Annotated in this window: 19 protein-coding genes; 6 read left to right on the plus strand and 13 right to left on the minus strand. The window is 73.2% G+C overall.

The annotated features are described in order from the left end of the window. Positions 1-29: 29 nt before the first annotated feature. Genes P5G50_RS09905 through P5G50_RS09915 form a run of 3 tightly spaced genes read right to left on the minus strand, consistent with a single transcriptional unit; the run spans position 30 to position 1,653 of the window. The gene (locus P5G50_RS09905; protein ID WP_301212567.1) at positions 30-314 is read right to left on the minus strand and encodes a DUF6510 family protein; all 285 of its coding nucleotides are present in this window, start codon (positions 312-314) and stop codon (positions 30-32) included. Further along, a complete protein-coding gene (locus P5G50_RS09910; RefSeq protein ID WP_301212566.1) occupies positions 311-1,063 on the minus strand; it encodes a ferredoxin reductase in 753 nt (250 codons plus the stop codon). Before P5G50_RS09910 ends, P5G50_RS09905 begins: the two co-directional genes overlap by 4 nt. After that, positions 1,060-1,653 (minus strand): sulfite oxidase-like oxidoreductase, encoded by a 594-nt coding sequence (locus P5G50_RS09915; protein WP_301212565.1) that lies wholly within the window; start codon positions 1,651-1,653, stop codon positions 1,060-1,062. The genes P5G50_RS09910 and P5G50_RS09915 overlap by 4 nt, the downstream gene beginning before the upstream one ends. Positions 1,654-1,699: 46 nt before the next feature. On the opposite strand from P5G50_RS09915, the gene moaA reads away from it, so the two are divergent. The 3 genes from moaA (at position 1,700) to P5G50_RS09930 (ending at position 3,494) form a co-directional block, all read left to right on the plus strand. Then, positions 1,700-2,806, plus strand: coding sequence for a GTP 3',8-cyclase MoaA (moaA, locus tag P5G50_RS09920; protein ID WP_301212564.1), 1,107 nt, complete (start codon positions 1,700-1,702; stop codon positions 2,804-2,806). Next, positions 2,799-3,044 (plus strand): MoaD/ThiS family protein, encoded by a 246-nt coding sequence (locus P5G50_RS09925; protein ID WP_301212563.1) that lies wholly within the window; start codon positions 2,799-2,801, stop codon positions 3,042-3,044. Before moaA ends, P5G50_RS09925 begins: the two co-directional genes overlap by 8 nt. A gap of 105 nt (positions 3,045-3,149) precedes the next feature. Then, complete coding sequence (locus tag P5G50_RS09930) at positions 3,150-3,494, plus strand: hypothetical protein (protein WP_301212562.1); 345 nt, start codon at positions 3,150-3,152, stop codon at positions 3,492-3,494. Positions 3,495-3,529: 35 nt separating this feature from the next. Here the strand turns inward: P5G50_RS09930 and P5G50_RS09935 are convergent, their stop codons facing one another. From P5G50_RS09935 to P5G50_RS09975, 9 genes are all read right to left on the minus strand, one after another. Then, positions 3,530-4,642: a sulfate/molybdate ABC transporter ATP-binding protein gene (locus tag P5G50_RS09935; RefSeq protein ID WP_301212561.1), complete on the minus strand. Its 1,113-nt coding sequence runs from the start codon at positions 4,640-4,642 to the stop codon at positions 3,530-3,532. After that, the gene (locus P5G50_RS09940; protein WP_301212560.1) at positions 4,639-5,490 is read right to left on the minus strand and encodes an ABC transporter permease; all 852 of its coding nucleotides are present in this window, start codon (positions 5,488-5,490) and stop codon (positions 4,639-4,641) included. Before P5G50_RS09940 ends, P5G50_RS09935 begins: the two co-directional genes overlap by 4 nt. Positions 5,491-5,602: 112 nt before the next feature. Then, entirely contained in the window at positions 5,603-6,418 is an 816-nt protein-coding gene (modA, locus tag P5G50_RS09945) for a molybdate ABC transporter substrate-binding protein (protein WP_301212559.1), read from the minus strand. A gap of 2 nt (positions 6,419-6,420) precedes the next feature. Then, positions 6,421-6,825: a TOBE domain-containing protein gene (locus tag P5G50_RS09950; RefSeq protein ID WP_301212558.1), complete on the minus strand. Its 405-nt coding sequence runs from the start codon at positions 6,823-6,825 to the stop codon at positions 6,421-6,423. Between the two features lie 38 nt (positions 6,826-6,863). Next, positions 6,864-7,349, minus strand: a complete 486-nt coding sequence (locus tag P5G50_RS09955) for a molybdenum cofactor biosynthesis protein MoaE (protein ID WP_301212557.1) — start codon at positions 7,347-7,349, stop codon at positions 6,864-6,866. Next, positions 7,346-8,362, minus strand: a complete 1,017-nt coding sequence (gene moaCB, locus P5G50_RS09960; protein ID WP_301212556.1) for a bifunctional molybdenum cofactor biosynthesis protein MoaC/MoaB — start codon at positions 8,360-8,362, stop codon at positions 7,346-7,348. The genes P5G50_RS09955 and moaCB overlap by 4 nt, the downstream gene beginning before the upstream one ends. 37 nt (positions 8,363-8,399) lie before the next feature. Next, a complete protein-coding gene (locus P5G50_RS09965; protein ID WP_301212555.1) occupies positions 8,400-9,614 on the minus strand; it encodes a molybdopterin molybdotransferase MoeA in 1,215 nt (404 codons plus the stop codon). A gap of 161 nt (positions 9,615-9,775) precedes the next feature. Then, positions 9,776-10,906, minus strand: a complete 1,131-nt coding sequence (locus P5G50_RS09970; RefSeq protein WP_301212554.1) for a ThiF family adenylyltransferase — start codon at positions 10,904-10,906, stop codon at positions 9,776-9,778. A 38-nt stretch (positions 10,907-10,944) separates the two neighbouring features. Next, positions 10,945-12,492: a molybdopterin-dependent oxidoreductase gene (locus P5G50_RS09975; RefSeq protein ID WP_301212552.1), complete on the minus strand. Its 1,548-nt coding sequence runs from the start codon at positions 12,490-12,492 to the stop codon at positions 10,945-10,947. 77 nt (positions 12,493-12,569) lie between these two features. On the opposite strand from P5G50_RS09975, the gene P5G50_RS09980 reads away from it, so the two are divergent. The 3 genes from P5G50_RS09980 (at position 12,570) to P5G50_RS09990 (ending at position 16,830) form a co-directional block, all read left to right on the plus strand. After that, on the plus strand, positions 12,570-15,134 hold the full coding sequence (locus P5G50_RS09980) for a DEAD/DEAH box helicase (RefSeq protein ID WP_301212551.1): 2,565 nt from the start codon (positions 12,570-12,572) through the stop codon (positions 15,132-15,134). Between the two features lie 161 nt (positions 15,135-15,295). Next, positions 15,296-16,501, plus strand: a complete 1,206-nt coding sequence (locus P5G50_RS09985; RefSeq protein WP_301212550.1) for an inorganic phosphate transporter — start codon at positions 15,296-15,298, stop codon at positions 16,499-16,501. After that, positions 16,498-16,830 carry a peptidase gene (locus P5G50_RS09990; RefSeq protein WP_301212548.1) on the plus strand — a complete coding sequence of 111 codons (333 nt, stop codon included), beginning with the start codon at positions 16,498-16,500 and terminating at the stop codon, positions 16,828-16,830. Before P5G50_RS09985 ends, P5G50_RS09990 begins: the two co-directional genes overlap by 4 nt. A gap of 84 nt (positions 16,831-16,914) precedes the next feature. Here P5G50_RS09990 and P5G50_RS09995 read toward each other — a convergent pair whose 3' ends face one another. Beyond that, positions 16,915-18,192, minus strand: a complete 1,278-nt coding sequence (locus tag P5G50_RS09995; protein ID WP_301212547.1) for a uracil-xanthine permease family protein — start codon at positions 18,190-18,192, stop codon at positions 16,915-16,917. Positions 18,193-18,234 lie beyond the last annotated feature (42 nt).

Below are 18,234 nucleotides of genomic sequence, written 5' to 3' on the forward strand. Positions count from 1 at the left end.
GCCGTGGTATCGGGAAGCACCGTGGAATTCTACGTGGTGTCGAGCTCGAGCCAGGCCAGACCCCGGAGGTCGAGGCACAGCCTCCCGTCGCGGTCGGTCGCCCGGGCGATCACCTCGCCGCAGACGTTGCACCGCAGGACGAGGCCGTGGTCGTCCGGGTAGAGCCGGGCGCGGGCGACGACGCTGACGTCGCCGCAGTGCGCGCAGCGTCCGCGCGCCGACGTGACGTCGACCGCGAACACCTCCGAGAGCATCCCCGCGGCGGCGTTGCCGTCGAGGAAGTCCATGGGCTGATCGGTGGGCTGATCGGTCATCCGGCACCTCCGATGCCGCCGTAGCGCTCGGTGCGGACGCGCGCAGGGTCGTGGCCGGCGTCGATCAGCCAGCCGGACACCGCCTCGACGAACGGGGTGGAGCCGCACAGGTAGAAGGTGGGCGCGACCTGCGCGGGCAGCACGAGGTCGGCCAGGGTCGCGGCGGTGAGCCGCGCGGGGGCGGTGGGCCAGCCGGCCGGCGCCTCCCTGGTGTACGTGTAGTCGACGCGCAGCGGGGCGCCGGGGTCGGCCGCGAGCGCCGACAGCTCCTCGCGGTAGTAGCCCGCGGCGGGCGTGCGCAACGAGTAGAGCAGCCGGAAGGGGGCCGCGCTGGCGGCCGCGTGGTGCGCACGCGCCATCGACATGAGCGGGACGACGCCCGAACCGCCGGCGATGAGCTGCACGGGGCCCTCGTCACCGGTGCGCCAGACGAACCAGCCGCCGACCGGGCCGCGCACCTCGAGCTGCTCCCCGACCTGGAGGCCGCGGACGAGGTAGGGCGAGACCTCCCCGTCGGCCAGCTCCTCCACGGTCAGCTCCAGCTCGTCCTCGGGCAGCCCCGCGCCGGAGGCCGAGGCGATCGAGTAGGAGCGCACGGCCTGATAGCCGTCGGGGGCGGTGAGGCGGACATCCACGTGCTGGCCGGCGAGGTGGCCGTGCAGGCCGGGGATGCGGAGGCGGATGGTGCGGGCGGTCGGTGTCTCGAGCCGCGCGTCCACCACGTCGGCCACGCGCCAGACGGTGCTCACCAGTAGCGCTGCTCCTTCCAGGGGTCGCCGTACATGTTGTAGCCGTTCTGCTCCCAGAAGCCGGGCTGGTCCTGCGGGAGCATCTGCAGGCCGTTGACCCACTTGGCGCTCTTCCAGAAGTAGAGGTGCGGCACCAGGAGGCGCGCGGGGCCGCCGTGCTCGGGGGCGAGGTCCTCACCGTCGAAGGTGTGCGCGATCCAGGCCTTGCCGTCGAGCAGATCGGCGAGCGGGACGTTCGTCGTGTAGCCGCCGTAGCTGTGCGCCATCGTGTACTCGTACGACGTGTCGACCTCGGCGAACAGCGTGTCGAGCGAGACGCCCCGCCACGAGGTGCCGAGCTTCGACCAGCTGGTGACGCAGTGGATGTCGGTGGAGACGTCGTCCTGCGGCAGAGCCATGAATTCGTCCCAGCTCCAGCTGCGCTTCTCACCCTTCTCGTTGGTGATGGTGAACGCCCACTCGTCTTTGGAGATGCGCGGGGTGGGGCCGGCGCTCAGCACCGGGAAGCCCTCGGTCAGATACTGACCCGGTGGCAGGCGGGGGTCGTCGGTCCGGCGACGACCGAGGAAGCCGGAGGAGATGATGCCCATGGGGCGAGCCTAATGGGGTGGCGGCTGCGCGGTCTATGGTGAAGGCATGGCCGCCGTCAATCTCGGGATGCCGCGCAGTGCGATCGCGGATGCTGCTGGCACTGCCGCTGGGGGCGCTGGTGGCGCTTCGGGCGTCGCGCCGAGCATGGCCGGGCGGCCGGAGCATCCTGGGCTCCTCGACCGGTTCGGGCGCGTCGCGCGCGACCTGCGGGTGTCGGTGACCGAGAAGTGCTCGCTGCGCTGCACCTACTGCATGCCGGCGGAGGGGCTCCCGGCGATACCCAGGGACGACCTCCTCACAGCCCCCGAGATCGCCCGGCTGGTCGGGATCGCCGCGCGCGACCTGGGGGTCAGGGAGGTGCGGTTCACCGGAGGCGAGCCGCTCATGCGCGCCGACCTCGCCGAGATCATCGGGCTGTCGGCGGCGGCGGCGCCCGGCGTCGACCTGTCGATCACGACCAACGGCATCGGGCTGGACCACCGCCTCCCCGCCCTCGTGGCGGCCGGGCTGACCCGCGTGAACGTGTCGCTCGACACCGTCGACCGTGCGCACTTCGCCGAGCTGACCCGCCGCGACCGGCTGCCGGCCGTGCTGGCGGGCATCCAGGCCGCCCACGACGCCGGGCTCAGCCCGCTCAAGCTCAACGCCGTGATGATGCGGCAGACGCTCGCGGATGCTCCCGACCTCCTCGCCTGGGCCCTCGAGCACGACTGCCGGCTGCGCTTCATCGAGCAGATGCCGCTCGACGCCGACCGCTCGTGGATCCGCGACAACATGGTCTCGGCGGCGGAGCTGCTGGAGGTGCTCGGCACACGCTTCGTGCTCACGGAGGCCGGACGCGACGACCCGTCCGCTCCCGCTGAGGAGTGGCTCGTGGACGGCGGCCCCGCGACGGTCGGCATCATCGCCTCCGTCACCAGGTCCTTCTGCGCCGCGTGCGACCGCACCCGGGTCACGGCCGAGGGCACCGTGCGCTCGTGCCTGTTCGGCGACGACGAGACCGACCTGCGCGGGCTGCTGCGTGGCGGCGCGGACGATACGGAGATCGCGCGCTGGTGGCGCGGCGCGATGTGGAACAAGCAGGCCGGGCACGGCATCGACGCGGCCGGATTCGCGCCGCCGGTCAGGAGCATGGGAGCGATCGGTGGCTGACATCCTGGTGCGGTACTTCGCGGCGGCCGAGGAGGCGGCGGGGCGCTCGGAGGAGCGGCTCGCGCTCGCCGACGCCACGGTGGGATCGTTGCGCGCCGAGCTCGTGGCGCGGCACGGGGAGCCGATGGAGAAGGTGCTGCGATCGGGGTCGTTCCTGGTGGGCGGTGTGGTGTCGCGGGATCCGTCGCGGGAGGTCGACGGGGTCGTGGACGTGCTGCCGCCGTTCGCCGGGGGGTGAGCGTCGTCGGCGCCTCGTGGGCGGCGCGACGCGCGCGGGAACCGTGCGTTCGTGCTCTGTCGTGTCCGGCCGCCCTCGCATAGTGTTCCGGAAAGGGGGTACGGGATGTCCGCACTGATGGGGGAATACGAGAAGGGGCGGCGTCGGGCCGCGCGATTCTGGATGCTGCTGATCGCAGCGTTCGCGGCGGGCGTCGGCGTGTGGTTGACGCTGCCGTACGGGATCGTGCTGGTCGCCGGTGACGTCGGAGCGGTCGGCGGCTGGGGGCTCGCCATGCTGGGCGCCGCGCTGCTGGCCGGTGTGGTGGCCGCGGGCGTGGCTGCTGCGCGAGTGCGCGTGCCGGTGACGAGTTCGCCGGGCAAGCCGAACGAACGTTTCGATCGGGTGGACCCGTCGCCCGATCCCGAGCCGGGTGTGGTCTGGAGCGGCGCGAAGCTGGGGTCGATGTAGCGGACGGTGGTGGCGCCGGCGCCGGCGTCGGTTGGTCAGCGTGGGTGGATCGTCACATCCTCCGGGGCGACCAGGAGGTCGACCGAGCTGCCGATGACGAGCGCTGCGTCGGCGACGGTGGCCGGTGGGACGAGTGCGGTGAGGGTCGTGGTCCGGACGCGGACCAGATCGGCGTGGGGCTCGAGGCCGGTGACGCGTGACGGGATGCGGTTGGGCGAGGCGGTGGCGGCCGGGTTCGGCGTGGTGGCGCCGGGGCTCGGCGCGGTGGCGGCCGGGCTCGGCGCGGTGTTGGTACTCGCCGCAGTGGGGGCGGTGACAGCGACGGCGGAGGGGCGGATGACGGCCGAGACGGGGGCGCCGACGGGGATGTGCTCGGTCGCGGTGCCGTGCAGGCGGAGGCCGTCGGTGGTGAGCAGGCCGGTGGGGGTGCGGCCTCCGGTGAGCAGTGTCAGGCCGGAGAGGTCGGCGGTGAAGGGGTGGTGGGGCCGTTCGAGCACGCGGCGCGTCTCTCCGTGCTCGACGACGCGGCCCTCGTGGAGCACGGCCACGCGATCGGCGAGGAGGTAGGCGTCCAGCACATCGTGGGTGACCAGCACCGTGGTCCGGTCGCGGAGGACGTCGGCGAGCATGCCCCGGAGCTCGGCGGCCACGGCGACGTCCAGCGCGGCGAGCGGCTCGTCGAGCAGGAGCAGCCGGGGCTCGGCGGCGAGGGCGCGGGCGATCGCGACACGCTGGGCCTGACCTCCCGACAGCGAGTCGGGGTGCCGGTCGGCGAAAGGGGCCGTCCCGGTGCGGCGCAGCCAGGCGTCGGCGCGGTCGCGGGCCTCGGCCCGGCCGGCGCCGGACGAGCGCGGGCCGAACTCGACGTTGTGTCGGACGGTGAGGTGGGGGAAGAGCAGGGCGTCCTGCGCGAGCAGTGCGACACCGCGGCGGTGCGGGGGCGTCCAGGTGCGGGGGAGGTCGAACAGCACGTCCCCGTCGAGCGCGGCGCGGCCGGTGTCCGGCCGCACGAGGCCGGCGAGCATGCCGAGCACGGTCGACTTGCCGGCGCCGTTCGGACCCAGCAGCGCCAGCGTCTCCCCGGCGTGGACGGACAGCTCGATGCTGACGTCGCGCTCCACGCTCGTCGCGGTGAGGGCGAGACTCATGGAGTCGCCTCCGGGGTGAGCGCACCGCGGGCGTCGCGCATAGCCCGGCCACCGCCTCCACCGCCTCCGCTTCTGCGCCGCCGCAGCGGCTCACCCGCGCTGTGCGCGACCGCGACGACCAGCACGGCCACCACGATCAGGACCAGCGAGAGCGCGACGGCGGCGTCCGGGTCCGTCTCGCGTTGGAGGTAGATCTCCAGCGGCAGGGTGCGCGTGACGCCCTGCAGGCTCCCGGCGAAGGTCAGCGTGGCGCCGAACTCGCCGAGGGCGCGCGCGAAGGAGAGGATCGCCCCCGACACGATCGCCGGGACCACGAGCGGAAGGGTCACCCGGAACAGCACGGTCGAGGGGCGGGCACCGAGAGTCGCGGCGACGGCCTCGTAACGGTCGCCCGCGGACCGCAGCGCACCCTCCAGACTCAGCACCAGGAAGGGCAGCGCGACGAACGTCTGCGCCACCACGACCGCCGGAGTCGAGAACGCGATGCCCAGCACGCCGCCGAGCGCGCCGCGCCGACCGTACAGGGACAGCAGCGCGAGGCCCCCGACGACGGGAGGCAGCACGAGGGGGAGCAGGACGAGCGCCCGCAGCAGGCGGCGTCCGGCGAACGGCAGGCGCGCCAGCACGATCGCCATCGGCACCCCGAGCACCAGGCAGGCGGCGGTTGCGAGCAGCGAGGTCCGCAGGCTCAGCAGCAGGGCGTCCACCGACGAGGGGGAGGTCACCAGCGGCACGAACTGCGACCACTCCACCCGGCCGACCATCGCCGCGAGCGGCAGGAGGACGAACAGCGCGCCGACCGCGGCGACCGCCACGATCCACCGGGGCACGCCCAGCCGGCCGGTCACGGCGCCTCCCAGCCGGAGGCTGCGATGGACGACGCCAGGACACGCCAGGCCGGGTCGTCGTGGCGCCACGCGTCGGCGACCACGGCCTCCGGACTCTCGCCCACGCCGCCGGTCACGGCGCCCCGAAGCCGGCGGCCTTCAGCACCGCGCGGCCGTCGGCCCCGGTGACGTAGTCGATGAATGCTCGGGCGCCCTTCGCGTTGGGGCCGTCCACGATCGGCGCGATCGGGTAGGTGTTGACCGCGCCCTCGGCCTCCGGGAACGGCACCGACTCCACCTTGTCGCCCGCGCCCGTCACGTCCGTGGCGTAGACCACGCCGGCGTCGGCCTCGCCGGACTCCACCTTGCCGAGCACGTCGGTGACCGACGACTCCTGGCTCACCGGCGACAGCGTCACGCCGCTCGACGACTCCACCTTCGCGGTCGCAGACCCGCACGGCACCTGCGGTGCGCAGACGACCGTCTTCACGCCCGGCTTCGCGAGGTCGGCGAACGATCCGATGCGGGCCGGGTTGCCGGGCGGCACCGCGATCGCCAGCACGTTGGTGGCGAAGTCGACAGGGTCGCCGTCGATGACGCCGGCCTTCTGCGCCTTCTGCATGTTCGTCTCGTCGGCCGACGCGAACACGTCGGCGGGCGCGCCCTCGGAGAGCTGGGTGACGAGGTCCGACGACCCGGCGAAGCTGAAGGTGACCGTGGAGCCGGGGTGCGCCTGCTCGAACCGCTTGCCCAACTCGGTGAAGGTGGAGGTGAGGGAGGCGGCGGCGAAGACGGTGATCGTGCCGCCGACCTCCGACGACGAGCTGCCGGTGCCGCCGGTCGGGCTCGCCGCCGGTGCGTCCGCGGCGGACGCGCAGCCGGCGAGCACGAGGGCGGCGGCAGCGGCTCCGGCGGCGAGCAGTGCGGTGAGGGTTCGTCGGGTCCGCATGGTCAGCTCCTCCCCGCGGGGGTCTCGACGATGACGTTGGTCGCCTTGACGACCGCGACGGCGACCGAGCCGGGCTCGAGGCCGAGCTCGCGGACGGCTTCGCTGCTCATCAGCGAGACGACGCGGTGGGGGCCGCACTGCAGCTCCACCTGCGCCATCACGCGGTCCTGCACGACCTCGGTGACGATGCCGACGAAACGGTTGCGCGCCGAGCGGCCGATCTCGGACGGGTCGGCGGGCAGCACGGCGTTCTGCTTGGCGAGGCGGGCGAGGTCGAGGCCGTCGACGACCGTGCGGCCGGCGGCGTCCTTCGCGCTGGGAATCAGCCCGCCGTCGATCCAGCGACGGACGGTGTCGTCGCTCACGCCGAGGTAGAGCGACGCCTCTTTGATCCGAATCTGCGGCATGAAGCCCATGCTAGACCCGCATCTGCGGAAGGCGTAGGTTACAGGCCGACCCACTCCGAGGCGCCGTCGGTGAAATGCTGGCGCTTCCAGATCGGGACGCGCGCCTTGATGATCTCCACCAGCTCGGCACAGGCGGCGAAGGCCTCCGCCCGATGCGGCGCGGCGACGGCGGCCACGAGGGCGAGGTCGCCGACGGTCAGGGAGCCCACCCGATGCTGAGCGGCGACCCGGAGGCCCGTGCCGCGAGCAACGTCCTCGCAGCACGCGCGCAGGAACGACTCGGCGTCGGGATGCGCGCGGTAGTCGAGCGACACGACGCCCCGCCCGCCGTCGTGGTCGCGAACGATGCCCTGGAACGACACGACGGCCCCCGCCTCCTCGCGCCACACGAACTCGTCGAGGGTGGAGGGGTCGAGCGGGAGGTCGGTGATCTCGGCGAGGACGTCGGAGCCGGGGCCCGCGGTGGGCTGGGGGCCGCGGTCGGCGGCGGCGCCTGACCCGGCGGCCGGGGTGTCGGCTGTCATCGGTGGTCGCCTCCGCGGAGCTGGTCGAGCAGGTGGGGGAGCAGGTCGTCGAGCACGGCGAGGCCGTCGGCGACGCCGCCGCGGGAGCCGGGGAGGTTGACGACGAGCGTCGGTCCGGCGACGCCGGCGAGACCGCGGCTGACGGCGGCGAGCGGTGTGGAGGCGACGCCCCTGGCCCGCAGCGCTTCCGCCACGCCGGGGAGCTCGCGGTCGAGCACGGCCGCCGTCGCCTCGGGGGTGCGGTCGGTGGGGGAGATGCCGGTACCGCCGGTGGTGAGCACGACGGCCGGGCGCTCGCTCAGGGCGGTGCGCAGGGCGTCGGCGATGTCGGCGTCGGCGACCACACGCACGACGGCGGGGAGACCGAGGCGGTCGAGCCATTCGGCGATGACCGGGCCGGTGGTGTCGTCACGGGTGCCGGCGGCGGCGCGGGTGGAGGCGACGAGCACGATCGCGCGCTGCTCAGCGGCGGCGGGCCGGGCCGGGGCATCCGGTCCGAGGGCATCCGGTCGCGGAGCGCCCGCCGCCTCTGTACCGCCCTCCCGCGTCCAGTGACCGCGCTTGCCGCCGCGCTTCTCCACCAGTTGCACGTCGGTCAGCGTGGCGGCGGGGTCGACGGCCTTCACCATGTCGTGGAGGGTCAGCCCGGCGACGGCGACGGCGGTGAGCGCCTCCATCTCGACGCCGGTGCGTCCGCGCGTCTTGGCCACGGCCTCGATGGCGATCGTGCCGGCCGCCGGGTCGAGGGCGAAGTCGATGCGGACCGAGGTCAGCGGCAGCGGGTGGCAGAGCGGGATGAGGTCGCTGGTGCGCTTGGCGCCGGCGATGCCCGCGATGCGCGCGGTGGGCAGCACGTCGGCCTTCGGGAGGCCGTCGGCGGCGACCAGGCGGACGACCTCTGCGGTCGTCACCAGGCGCCCGCGGGCGACGGCTTCGCGCTCGGTCTCGGCTTTCGCGCCGACGTCGACCATGCGGGCGCGGCCGTCGGCGTCCAGGTGGCTGAGCTCGGTCATAGGGTCCAGCCTGTCACGTCGCGGTGGGCGTGGGCGGTCACAGCGCCCACACCGTCACCTCCTGCCCGGCCGCCAGCGCCTCCACCTCCGCCGGCACGTCGATCAGCACGTCGGCGCGGGCCATCGCCGCGACCAGGTGCGAGCCGGGGCCGGAGACCGCGACGACCGCGTCGCCGTCGGTGCGGCCGCGGAGGAACTGGCGGCGACCGGGCACCGACCGCAGCCCCTCGGCGAGCGTCGCGCGGCGGCGCGGTGCGGGCGGAAGGCCGGCGGCCGTCCGCAGGAGGTCCCGCACGAAGACGGTGAACGACACCTGCGTGCTGACCGGGTTGCCAGGGAAGCAGACGACAGGGACGCCGTCGACGAGCGCGGTCGCCTGCGGGCCGCCCGGCTGCATCGCGACGGTCGTGACCTCACCGCCGCGGGGGACCACGACCTCCCGCACCACCTCGTACGCGCCCTGCGAGATGCCGCCGGAGGTGAGCACCAGGTCGCTGACCGCGATCGCCCGGTCGAGCAGCCGGCCGAACGCCTCGGGGTCGTCGGCGCAGGCCTCGCGCAGCGAGACGACGGCGCCCGCCTCCTGCACGAGCGCGGCGAGCGCGACGCCGTTCGCGTCGAACACCTGCCCGAAGCCGGCGCGCTCGCCGGAGGCGACCAGCTCCGATCCGGTGGAGAGCACGGCCACGCGCAGCGGCTCCCGCACGCCGACCGCCTCCACGCCGGCCGATGCGAGCGCGGCCAGGTGGCGGGCGGCCAGCCGGGTGCCGGCGGGGACGAGGAGGTCGCCGCGGCGGAGATCGCTCCCGCGCTCGCGCACGAACTCGCCGACGCTGCGCGGCCGCCGCACCTCCACGACGGCTCCGTGGAGGTCGTCGTCGCGGCCCAGGACCAGCTCGGTGTCCTCGACGGGAACGACCGCGTCGGCTCCGTCCGGGACGGGAGCGCCCGTCATGATGCGGATCGCGGTCCCGGCGTGCAGGACCACGGGCACCGTGTGCCCGGCCGGGATGTCGCCCGCCACTTCGAGCGCCAGCGGCGCGGCGGCGACGTCGGCAGCGCGCACCGCGTAGCCGTCCATCTGGGAGTTGCGGAACAGCGGGAGGTCGACCTCCGACCGGACGTCCTCCGCGGTCACACGCCCGGCCGCCTCGGCGAGCGGGACGGTGGCGGTGGCGGGCTCGGTGCAGAGCGGGTCGAGCAGCCGCTCGATGGTCTCGGCGTGCTCCTCGACGCTGCGCGGCCTGGTCATGGCCCCAGTATCCCGCGCGGCTCGCGCAGCGGCGAACGAGTTGGCGCGACATGCCGCCTCCGCACCCGACCAGACGGCGTGTTGCGCCAAATGGATGGAGGAGATGGAGGGGCGGGAGGGGGCGGCTGGAGGGGCCGGCACGAGGGGAGGGCGTGGCAGCGTCAGTAGCGCGGCAGCGCCGGGTCCACGTCGCGCGACCAGGCGTCGATGCCGCCCGCGAGCACGACGCCGGAGGCGCCGGCGGCGGCGAGCAGCTCGCGCGCGGTCTCGGCGCGGACGCCGTGGTGGCACACGATCACGAGGGGGTCGTCGCCGAGGCGGGCCGCGACACCGTCCGCGTCGCGCTGCACAACGCCGAGCGGCACGAGCAGGGAGCCGGGGATGGAGGCGACGTCGGCCTCCCACGGCTCCCGCACGTCGAGCAGCGTGTGCGGCTCGCCCGCCACCAGCCGCGCGTGCAGCTCCGCCGGGGAGACCGTGGCGGTGACGCCGCAGAAGAGGTCGTAGTCGATCAGCGCGGTCACCGGCGCGGCGACCGGGTCGCGCTCGTACGCCAGCTCGCGGAAGGCCCCGCGCAGCGCGTCGTGCACGACCACGCGGCCGAGCAGCGGCTCGCCGGTGCCGGTGACGAGCTTGATCGCCTCGCTGACCATGAGGCTGCCGATGGTCGCGCACTCCGACGGCAGCGCGCCCGCCTCGGCGCAGCTCGGCACCGATCCGGGCTCGGGAGGCTGCGGGAAGAGGTCGCGGTAGTGCGGCCCGTGCGCGGCCCAGCTGAGCCCGGCCTGACCGCCGGTCTGGTGCACGGCGCCCCACACGACCGGCAGCCCGGCGAGCAGGGCCGCGTCGTTCACCAGGTACCGGGTGGGGAAGTTGTCGCTGCCGTCGAGCACGAGGTCGAAGCCGGAGAGGATGCGGGAGGCGTTCGCAGCGGTCAGCCGCTCGGCGAACAGGCGGACCTCGATCGTCGGGTCGAGCGCCCGCAGCGTGTCGGCTGCCGACTCCACCTTGGGCCGGCCGAGGTCGGCGGGCGTGTGGATGTTCTGCCGCGGCAGGTTGCTCGGCTCGACCCGGTCGTCGTCGACGATGCCGATGGTCCCGAACCCGGTGGAGGCGAGCAGCGGCAGCACTGCGGAGCCGAGCCCGCCCGCGCCGATCACGAGCACGCGCGCGGCCCGCAGGCGTCTCTGGGCGACCGTCCCGAATCCCGGAAGCTGCGCTGTGCGGGCGTAGCGGGCCTCCTGCTCGGGGGTGAGCTCCTGGGCCGGTTCGACGAGCGGGGGGAGGGGCATGACCTCAGCGTAAGCCCGTCCGCTCCGGGCGTCCCGCGTCAGACGACGGTGACCGCCACACTGTGCAGCCCCGTGGCGCCGTCGGGCACGACGCCCTGCTGCTTGGTGACCTGCTGCTTCCCGTTCGCGTCCGTCGCCCGCACCCGGATGGTGTGCGCGCCCGGCTCCGCCTCCCACGCGTACCGCCACTGCCGCCAGGTGTCGGCCGAGATGGCGTCGGCGAGGGTCGCCGCCCGCCAGGGGCCGTCGTCGATCTGCACGTGCACCGCGGACACGCCGACGTGCTGCGACCAGGCGACGCCCGCGACGGCGACCGTCCCTGCGCGCACCTGGCGCCCGGCGGCCGGCACGTCGATGCGCGACGACAGCTTGACGGGCCCGCGCTCCGACCAGCCGCGGTCGGTCCAGTACGAGGTCACGCGGTCGAACCGGGTGACCTCCAGCGAGACGACCCACTTGGTCGCCGACACGTACCCGTAGAGGCCAGGGACGACCATCCGCACCGGGTAGCCGTGCTCCAGCGGCAGGGGAGCGCCGTTCATGCCGACGGCGAGGATGGCGTTGCGCTCGTCGGTCAGCGCCTCGATCGGCGTGCTGGCGGTCCAGCCGTCCTGGCTGCGCGAGAGCACCATGTCGGCGTCGGCGTGCGGCTTCGCCCGGGCGAGGAGGTGCCGGATCGGGTAGCCGAGCCAGACCGCGTTGCCGATCAGGTCGCCGCCGACCTCGTTGGAGACGCAGGTGAGGGTCGTCACCGACTCCTCCAGCGGCAGCGCGAGCAGCTCGGCGAAGGTGAGCTCGATCTCCTGCTCCACCATGCCCGTGATGCGCAGCCGCCAGTCCTGCGGCTGCACGCCCGGGATCTGCAGCGCGGTGTCGATGCGGTAGAAGTCCGCGTTCGGCGTGATGATCGGCGACAGCCCTGCGATGTCGAACGACGCGCCCGGCGGCACCGGCGGCGCGGTGACGGTCGGGGCCGGGAGATGGAAGGAGGCTCGCGCGGCCGCCGCCGCCCGGTACCCGGTCGCGACCATCTGCCCCACAACCGCTGCGAGCGCACCGGCCGCCGCCGTCGCTGCGGTCGCCCCGACGAACCTCCGCCGGCTGACCGCTCCGAGTGGTGACACCCGGGTCGGCTCCGCGCCGCGATCGAGCCCGATCAGCCAGCCGAGCAGCAGGACGGCCACCACCGCCGCGAGGGCGGAGGGAACGGCGTCCACGATCCCCGCGCCCGACCGGGTGAGCGCGGCGAGCACGCCGACCGCGCCGCCGAGGGCGATCAGCACCCGGCCCCACGGTGGGAGGCGCCGCTCCAGCATCCCCGCCGCCGCTCCTCCCACGAGCAGCACAACCGCCAGCACGACGATCAGGAACGCCTTGTCGCCGGTGCCGAACAGGGCGATCACGCCCTCCTTCAGCCACGGCGGGGCGAGGTCGATGGCGAGCGCTCCGACGACGAGCACCGGGCTGCCGTTCTGCACGACGAACGCGCTCACCAGCTCGGCCGCGCCGACCCCCGCGACGACGCTCGCCGCACCGGCCGCGGCCGGACGCCACCACCTCCGCCACCAGGAGTCCGTCGACCGCATGGCGGCAGCGTACGACGCGCGCCTGTGCGCGGGCAGCGTGCGCACGCTCCCCGCAGCCGTGGGAGGCTGGAGGCACCATGACCGACACCGCCTCCCGCCTCCGCGTCGACGACCTCCCCGGCTGGGCCGGAGCGGGGAGCGTCGGAGAGGACGCGGTCTACGACGCCTTCGTCACCTGGGCGCAGGCGGGCGGGCTCACGCTCTACCCGGCGCAGGACGAGTCGGTGATCGAGATCGTCGGCGGGTCCCACCTGATCCTCAGCACGCCGACCGGCACCGGCAAGTCGCTCGTCGCCGTCGGCGCGCACTTCGCCGCCCTGGCCAGGGGCGAGCGCAGCTTCTACACCGCGCCGATCAAGGCGTTGGTGTCGGAGAAGTTCTTCGCGCTGGTCGACATCTTCGGCGCCGAGAACGTCGGGATGATGACCGGGGACTCCGCCGTGAACGCCGACGCGCCGATCATCTGCTGCACGGCCGAGATCCTCGCCAACCTCGCGCTGCGGCACGGCGAGGACTCGCCGGTCGGGCAGGTCGTCATGGACGAGTTCCACTTCTACTCCGACCCCGACCGCGGCTGGGCCTGGCAGGTGCCGCTGCTGAGCCTCCCGCACGCCCAGTTCGTGCTCATGTCGGCCACGCTCGGCGACGTGACGGCGCTCGCCGACGACCTGAGCCGCCGCACGGGACGCGCGACCGCGACCGTCACCGGCGTCGAGCGGCCGGTGCCGCTGCACTACTACTACGAGGTGACGCCGGTCCACGAGACGATCGACGACCTCCTGCAGACCGGGCAGGCGCCGATCTATGTCGTCCACTTCTCCCAGCTCGCCGCGCTGGAGCGGGCGCAGTCGCTGTCGAGCGCGAAGATCGCGAGCCGCGAGCAGCGCGACGCGATCGCCGAGCTGATCGGCGGCTTCCGCTTCACGACCTCCTTCGGCAAGACCCTCTCGCGCCTGCTCCGGCAGGGCATCGGCGTGCACCACGCCGGCATGCTGCCCAAGTACCGCCGCCTGGTCGAGCAGCTCGCCCAGCGCGGCATGCTCCGCGTCATCTGCGGCACCGACACCCTCGGCGTCGGGATCAACGTGCCCATCCGCACGGTGCTGCTCACCGCCCTGACGAAGTTCGACGGCACCAGGATGCGGCAGCTCAACGCCCGCGAGTTCCACCAGATCGCCGGGCGGGCCGGCCGCGCCGGGTACGACACGGCCGGGACGGTCGTCGCGCAGGCTCCCGAGCACGAGAGCGAGAACCTCAAGGCGATCGAGAAGGCGGGGGACGACCCCAAGAAGCGCCGCAAGATCGTGCGCAAGAAGGCGCCGGAGGGCTTCGTCTCGTGGGGCGAGCCGTCGTTCCGCAAGCTGATCGAGGCCGAGCCGGAGACGCTGACCTCGTCGATGCAGATCACGAGCGCCATGCTCATCAACGTGATCGGCCGCGGCGGCGACGTCTACGGGCACGTGCGCGCGCTCGTCTTCGACAACCACGAGCCGTGGAAGCGGCAGCTCGCCCTCGCCAGGCGCGCCATCGAGCTGTACCGGTCGCTGCTGACGGCCGGGGTGGTCGAGAACGTTGCCGGCGAGGTCCGCCTCACCGTCGACCTCCAGCCCAACTTCGCCCTCAACCAGCCGCTGTCGCCGTTCGCGCTCGCCGCGTTCGAGCTGTTCGACGCGGAGTCGCCCGTCTACGCCCTCGACATCGTCTCGGTGGTGGAGGCGACCCTCGACGACCCGCGCCCGGTGCTCTCCGCGCAGCAGTTCCACGCCCGCGGAGAGGCGGTCGCCGCCATGAAGGCCGAGGGCGTCGAGTACGACGAGCGGATGGAGCTGCTGGAGCAGGTCACCCACCCCAAGCCGCACGACGTGCTGCTGCACGAGGCGTTCGCGACCTACGCCTCCAGTCAGCCCTGGGTCGCCGACTTCGAGCTCAGCCCGAAGTCGGTGGTGCGCGACCTCTACGAGCGCGCCATGACGTTCGGCGAGTTCATCGCCTTCTACCGGCTGGCCCGCTCCGAGGGCGTCGTGCTGCGCTACCTCTCCGATGCGTACCGCGCCCTCAACCAGACCGTGCCGCTGGAGGCGCGCACCGAGGACCTCCGCGACATCATCGAATGGCTCGGCGAGCTCGTCCGCCAGGTCGACTCCAGCCTCCTCGACGAGTGGGAGGAGCTGGTGCACCCGGACGCCGCCCGGCACGCCGCCGAGTCGGCCGAGCTCGCGCCTCCCGCGCCCCGCAACGTCACCACCAATCGCCGCGCCTTCTTCGTGCTCGTGCGCAACGAGCTGTTCCGCCGGGTGCAGCTCGCCGCGCTCGACCGCATCGAGGAGCTCGGGAAGCTGGAGGCGGAGGCCGCGGCGCTCGCCGGGGGAGCGGCTCCCTCGTTCACCGGCAGCCAGTGGGACGCGGCCCTGGAGGCCTACTACGCCGAGCACGACGAGATCCTCACCGACGCCTCCGCCCGCTCCGCCGCCCACATCGCCGTCGACGAGACCGACGCGGCGAAGGGCGTCTGGCGGGTCAGGCAGACCCTCGCCGACCCCGAGGGCGACCACGACTGGGGGATCGCCGCCGAGGTGCTGCTCGAGGACTCCGCCCGCGAGGGCGTCGCGGTGATCCGCGTCACCGCTGTCGATCGCCTCTGATCGATCCGCGCATCCGCGCGGATCCGCAGGAGGGATTTCGCGCGCCGCCGACCGGCATGCGATCATCTTCTCGGCTGGTTGCCAGCACTACTGCCCTTGCATGAACTCCCGATGAATGATTGCGTCGGGAGGACCTGCTCCCCACATCCGGAAAGAGATCGGTGGACCTCAGCCTCATCGTCGTGCTGGTGATCGTGCTGGCTCTCTTCTTCGACTTCACGAACGGCTTCCACGACACGGCCAACGCGATGGCGACCCCCATCGCGACCGGTGCGATGCGGCCGAAGGTGGCGGTCGCGCTCGCCGCGGTGCTCAACCTGATCGGCGCCTTCCTGTCGACGGAGGTGGCCAAGACCATCTCCGGCGGCATCATCCGCGAGGGCGACGGCGGCGTGCAGATCACGCCGGAGCTGATCTTCGCGGGCCTCATGGGCGCGATCGTGTGGAACATGGTCACCTGGCTGTTCGGCCTCCCGTCGTCGTCCTCGCACGCGCTGTTCGGCGGCCTGATCGGCGCCACGATCGTCGGTGTCGGGGTCGGGGCCGTCGACTTCGTCGTCGTTCTCGACAAGGTGGTCCTGCCCGCCCTGATCGCCCCGGTCACCGCCGGCGTCGTGGCGTACAGCGCGACCAAGCTGGCCTACTGGATCACCAGGAGGCCAGACGGCTGGCCCAACGGCCGCGGCGGCTTCCGCTACGGCCAGATCTTCTCGTCGTCGCTCGTCGCGCTCTCGCACGGCACCAACGACGCTCAGAAGACCATGGGCGTCATCACCCTCACCCTCATCTCCGTGGGTGCCCAGCCGGCGGGCAGCGGCCCGGAGGTGTGGGTCGTCTTCACCTGCGCCCTCGCCATCGCGCTCGGCACGTACTCGGGCGGCTGGCGCATCATCCGCACGCTCGGCCGCGGCCTCACCGAGGTGAAGCCCGCCCAGGGCTTCGCCGCCGAGACCGGCACCGCGGCGACCATCCTCGCCTCCAGCCACCTCGGCTTCGCGCTCTCGACCACCCAGGTCGCCTCCGGATCCGTCATCGGCTCCGGACTCGGCCGCCGCGGGTCGAAGGTGCGCTGGGGCACAGCCGGGCGCATCGGGATCGGCTGGCTGCTCACGCTGCCGGCCGCAGGCATCGTCGGGGCTGTCGCCGCGCTCGTCGCGGGCACCGGCCCGGTAGGCGTCGCCATCGTCACCGTCGTGGGCGTCGCGGTGATCGCGCTGATCTTCTGGCTCTCCAGCCGCAACCGCGTGCACGCCGCCAACGCCATCAAGCCGGTGCCGGTGCAGGGTCGCAGCGAGGTCGCCGCGTCCGGCCACGCGGTCGCGATCGACAAGCGCCGCAAGAAGGAAACGACAAGGAGGACCTCGTGATCGACTGGGCCGCCTTCCTCATCGTCTTCGGCGCCGCTCTGCTCGCGACCTGCGTCGTCGTCAGCCTCTACGCGCTCGGCACGCGCCTGCTCTCCGTCGCCGGCCGTGTGCCGGTCGTGGAGCCGGTGGAGTTCACCGACGCGATCACCGTCATGACGCCCGAGCAACTCCGGCGCGCGCAGCGCCGCGCCGAGAAGGCGGCGAAGCGGAGCCCGCTGACCGAGGGCCAGAAGCGGGCCGCACTGACCGGCGCGTACGCGTGCTTCACCGCCTGCGGGCTCGCCGTGCTGTTCGGGCTGTACCTGATCATCCCGTACTTCCACGGCTGAGCCGCCCGGCTCCCAACGATGTGACGCAACACGCCGCCCGGGCGAGTGCCCGGACGGCGTGTTGCGACAACTCGATCGGAGGTGTCAGGCCGTGCCGCGCACCCGGCTGATCGCGTTCATGACGTGGTAGACCACGATCGCGGCGATGGCGCCGAGCGCGATGCCGTTGAAGGTCAGCTGGCCGAGGTTGAGCGTGAAGTCGCCGATGCCGATGATCAGCGCGGTCGCCGCCGTGAACTGGTTCGTCGGGCGTGAGAAGTCGACCTTGTTGTCGAGCCAGATCTTGACGCCGATGATGCCGATGAGGCCGTAGAGCGCGGTGGTGACGCCGCCCAGGACGCCGGCCGGGATGGTGTTGATGACCGCGCCGACCTTGGGGGAGAGGCCGAGCAGCACCGCGACGATGCCGGCCACCCAGTAGGCCGCGGTCGAGTAGACGCGCGTGGCGGCCATGACGCCGATGTTCTCGCCGTAGGTGGTCGTGCCGGAGCCGCCGAAGAAGCCCGCGATGGTCGTGGCGACGCCGTCCGCGAGCAGCGCGCGGCCAGTGACACGGTTCACCGACGGGTCGGTGAGCTGCGCGACGCCGCGGATGTGGCCGACGTTCTCGGCGATCAGCACGAGCACGACCGGCAGGAACGCGGGCAGGATGCCCCACGTCGCCGCGGGCGCGGTGAACGGGTTCGCCGGGAGGGTGAACTGCGGCAGCCCGATCCAGTCGGCCTTCGCGACGGCCGAGAAGTCCACCTCGCCGACGATCACGGCGAACGCGTAGCCGACCAGCACGCCGAGGAAGATCGACAGCCTCCCGAGCATCCCCCTGAACAGCACGGTGCACAGGATGACCGCGGCCAGCGTCACGAGGGCGGTGACGGGGGCCTGCACGAAGTTGTTCTTCGCAGCGGGCGCCAGGTTGAAGCCGATCAGCGCGACGATCGCGCCGGCCACCACCGGCGGCATCAGCGCGTCGATCCAGCCGGTTCCCGTCGCGATGACGATGGCGCCGACGAGGAGCAGCAGGAGGCCGGTGACGACGATCCCGAACAGCGCCGCCGGCATCCCCTCCGCCTTCGTCGCCGCCACGATCGGCACGATGAAGGCGAACGACGAGCCGAGGTAGCTGGGCAGCCGGTTGCCGGTGATGACGAGGAAGAGCAGCGTGCCGACACCCGAGAACAGCAGCGTCGTGGCGGGCGGGAACCCGGTCAGCAGCGGCACGAGGAAGGTCGCGCCGAACATGGCGACGACATGCTGCGCGCCGATGCCGATCGTGCGCGGCCAGGAGAGCCGCTCGCCGGGGAGCACGATGTCGCGCGCCCCCACCGTCGTTCCGTCGCCGTGCAGCTTCCAGGGCAGGGCCATGCGCGTCCTTCGCTCGTGAGAATGGGAATTAGGCTTGAGTGC

The sequence above is a fragment of the Leifsonia williamsii genome (genome assembly GCF_030433685.1).
GTDB lineage: Bacteria > Actinomycetota > Actinomycetes > Actinomycetales > Microbacteriaceae > Leifsonia > Leifsonia williamsii.

Bases quoted from the DNA above. Each gene is read 5' to 3' on its own strand.
- P5G50_RS09905 (WP_301212567.1), bottom strand. From the start codon at position 314: ATGACCGATCAGCCCACCGATCAGCCCATGGACTTCCTCGACGGCAAC.
- P5G50_RS09915 (WP_301212565.1), bottom strand. From the start codon at position 1,653: ATGGGCATCATCTCCTCCGGCTTCCTCGGTCGTCGCCGGACCGACGAC.
- moaA (WP_301212564.1), top strand. From the start codon at position 1,700: ATGGCCGCCGTCAATCTCGGGATGCCGCGCAGTGCGATCGCGGATGCT.
- P5G50_RS09930 (WP_301212562.1), top strand. From the start codon at position 3,150: ATGTCCGCACTGATGGGGGAATACGAGAAGGGGCGGCGTCGGGCCGCG.
- P5G50_RS09935 (WP_301212561.1), bottom strand. From the start codon at position 4,642: ATGAGTCTCGCCCTCACCGCGACGAGCGTGGAGCGCGACGTCAGCATC.
- modA (WP_301212559.1), bottom strand. From the start codon at position 6,418: ATGCGGACCCGACGAACCCTCACCGCACTGCTCGCCGCCGGAGCCGCT.
- P5G50_RS09950 (WP_301212558.1), bottom strand. From the start codon at position 6,825: ATGCCGCAGATTCGGATCAAAGAGGCGTCGCTCTACCTCGGCGTGAGC.
- P5G50_RS09955 (WP_301212557.1), bottom strand. From the start codon at position 7,349: ATGACAGCCGACACCCCGGCCGCCGGGTCAGGCGCCGCCGCCGACCGC.
- moaCB (WP_301212556.1), bottom strand. From the start codon at position 8,362: ATGACCGAGCTCAGCCACCTGGACGCCGACGGCCGCGCCCGCATGGTC.
- P5G50_RS09965 (WP_301212555.1), bottom strand. From the start codon at position 9,614: ATGACCAGGCCGCGCAGCGTCGAGGAGCACGCCGAGACCATCGAGCGG.
- P5G50_RS09970 (WP_301212554.1), bottom strand. From the start codon at position 10,906: ATGCCCCTCCCCCCGCTCGTCGAACCGGCCCAGGAGCTCACCCCCGAG.
- P5G50_RS09975 (WP_301212552.1), bottom strand. From the start codon at position 12,492: ATGCGGTCGACGGACTCCTGGTGGCGGAGGTGGTGGCGTCCGGCCGCG.
- P5G50_RS09980 (WP_301212551.1), top strand. From the start codon at position 12,570: ATGACCGACACCGCCTCCCGCCTCCGCGTCGACGACCTCCCCGGCTGG.
- P5G50_RS09995 (WP_301212547.1), bottom strand. From the start codon at position 18,192: ATGGCCCTGCCCTGGAAGCTGCACGGCGACGGAACGACGGTGGGGGCG.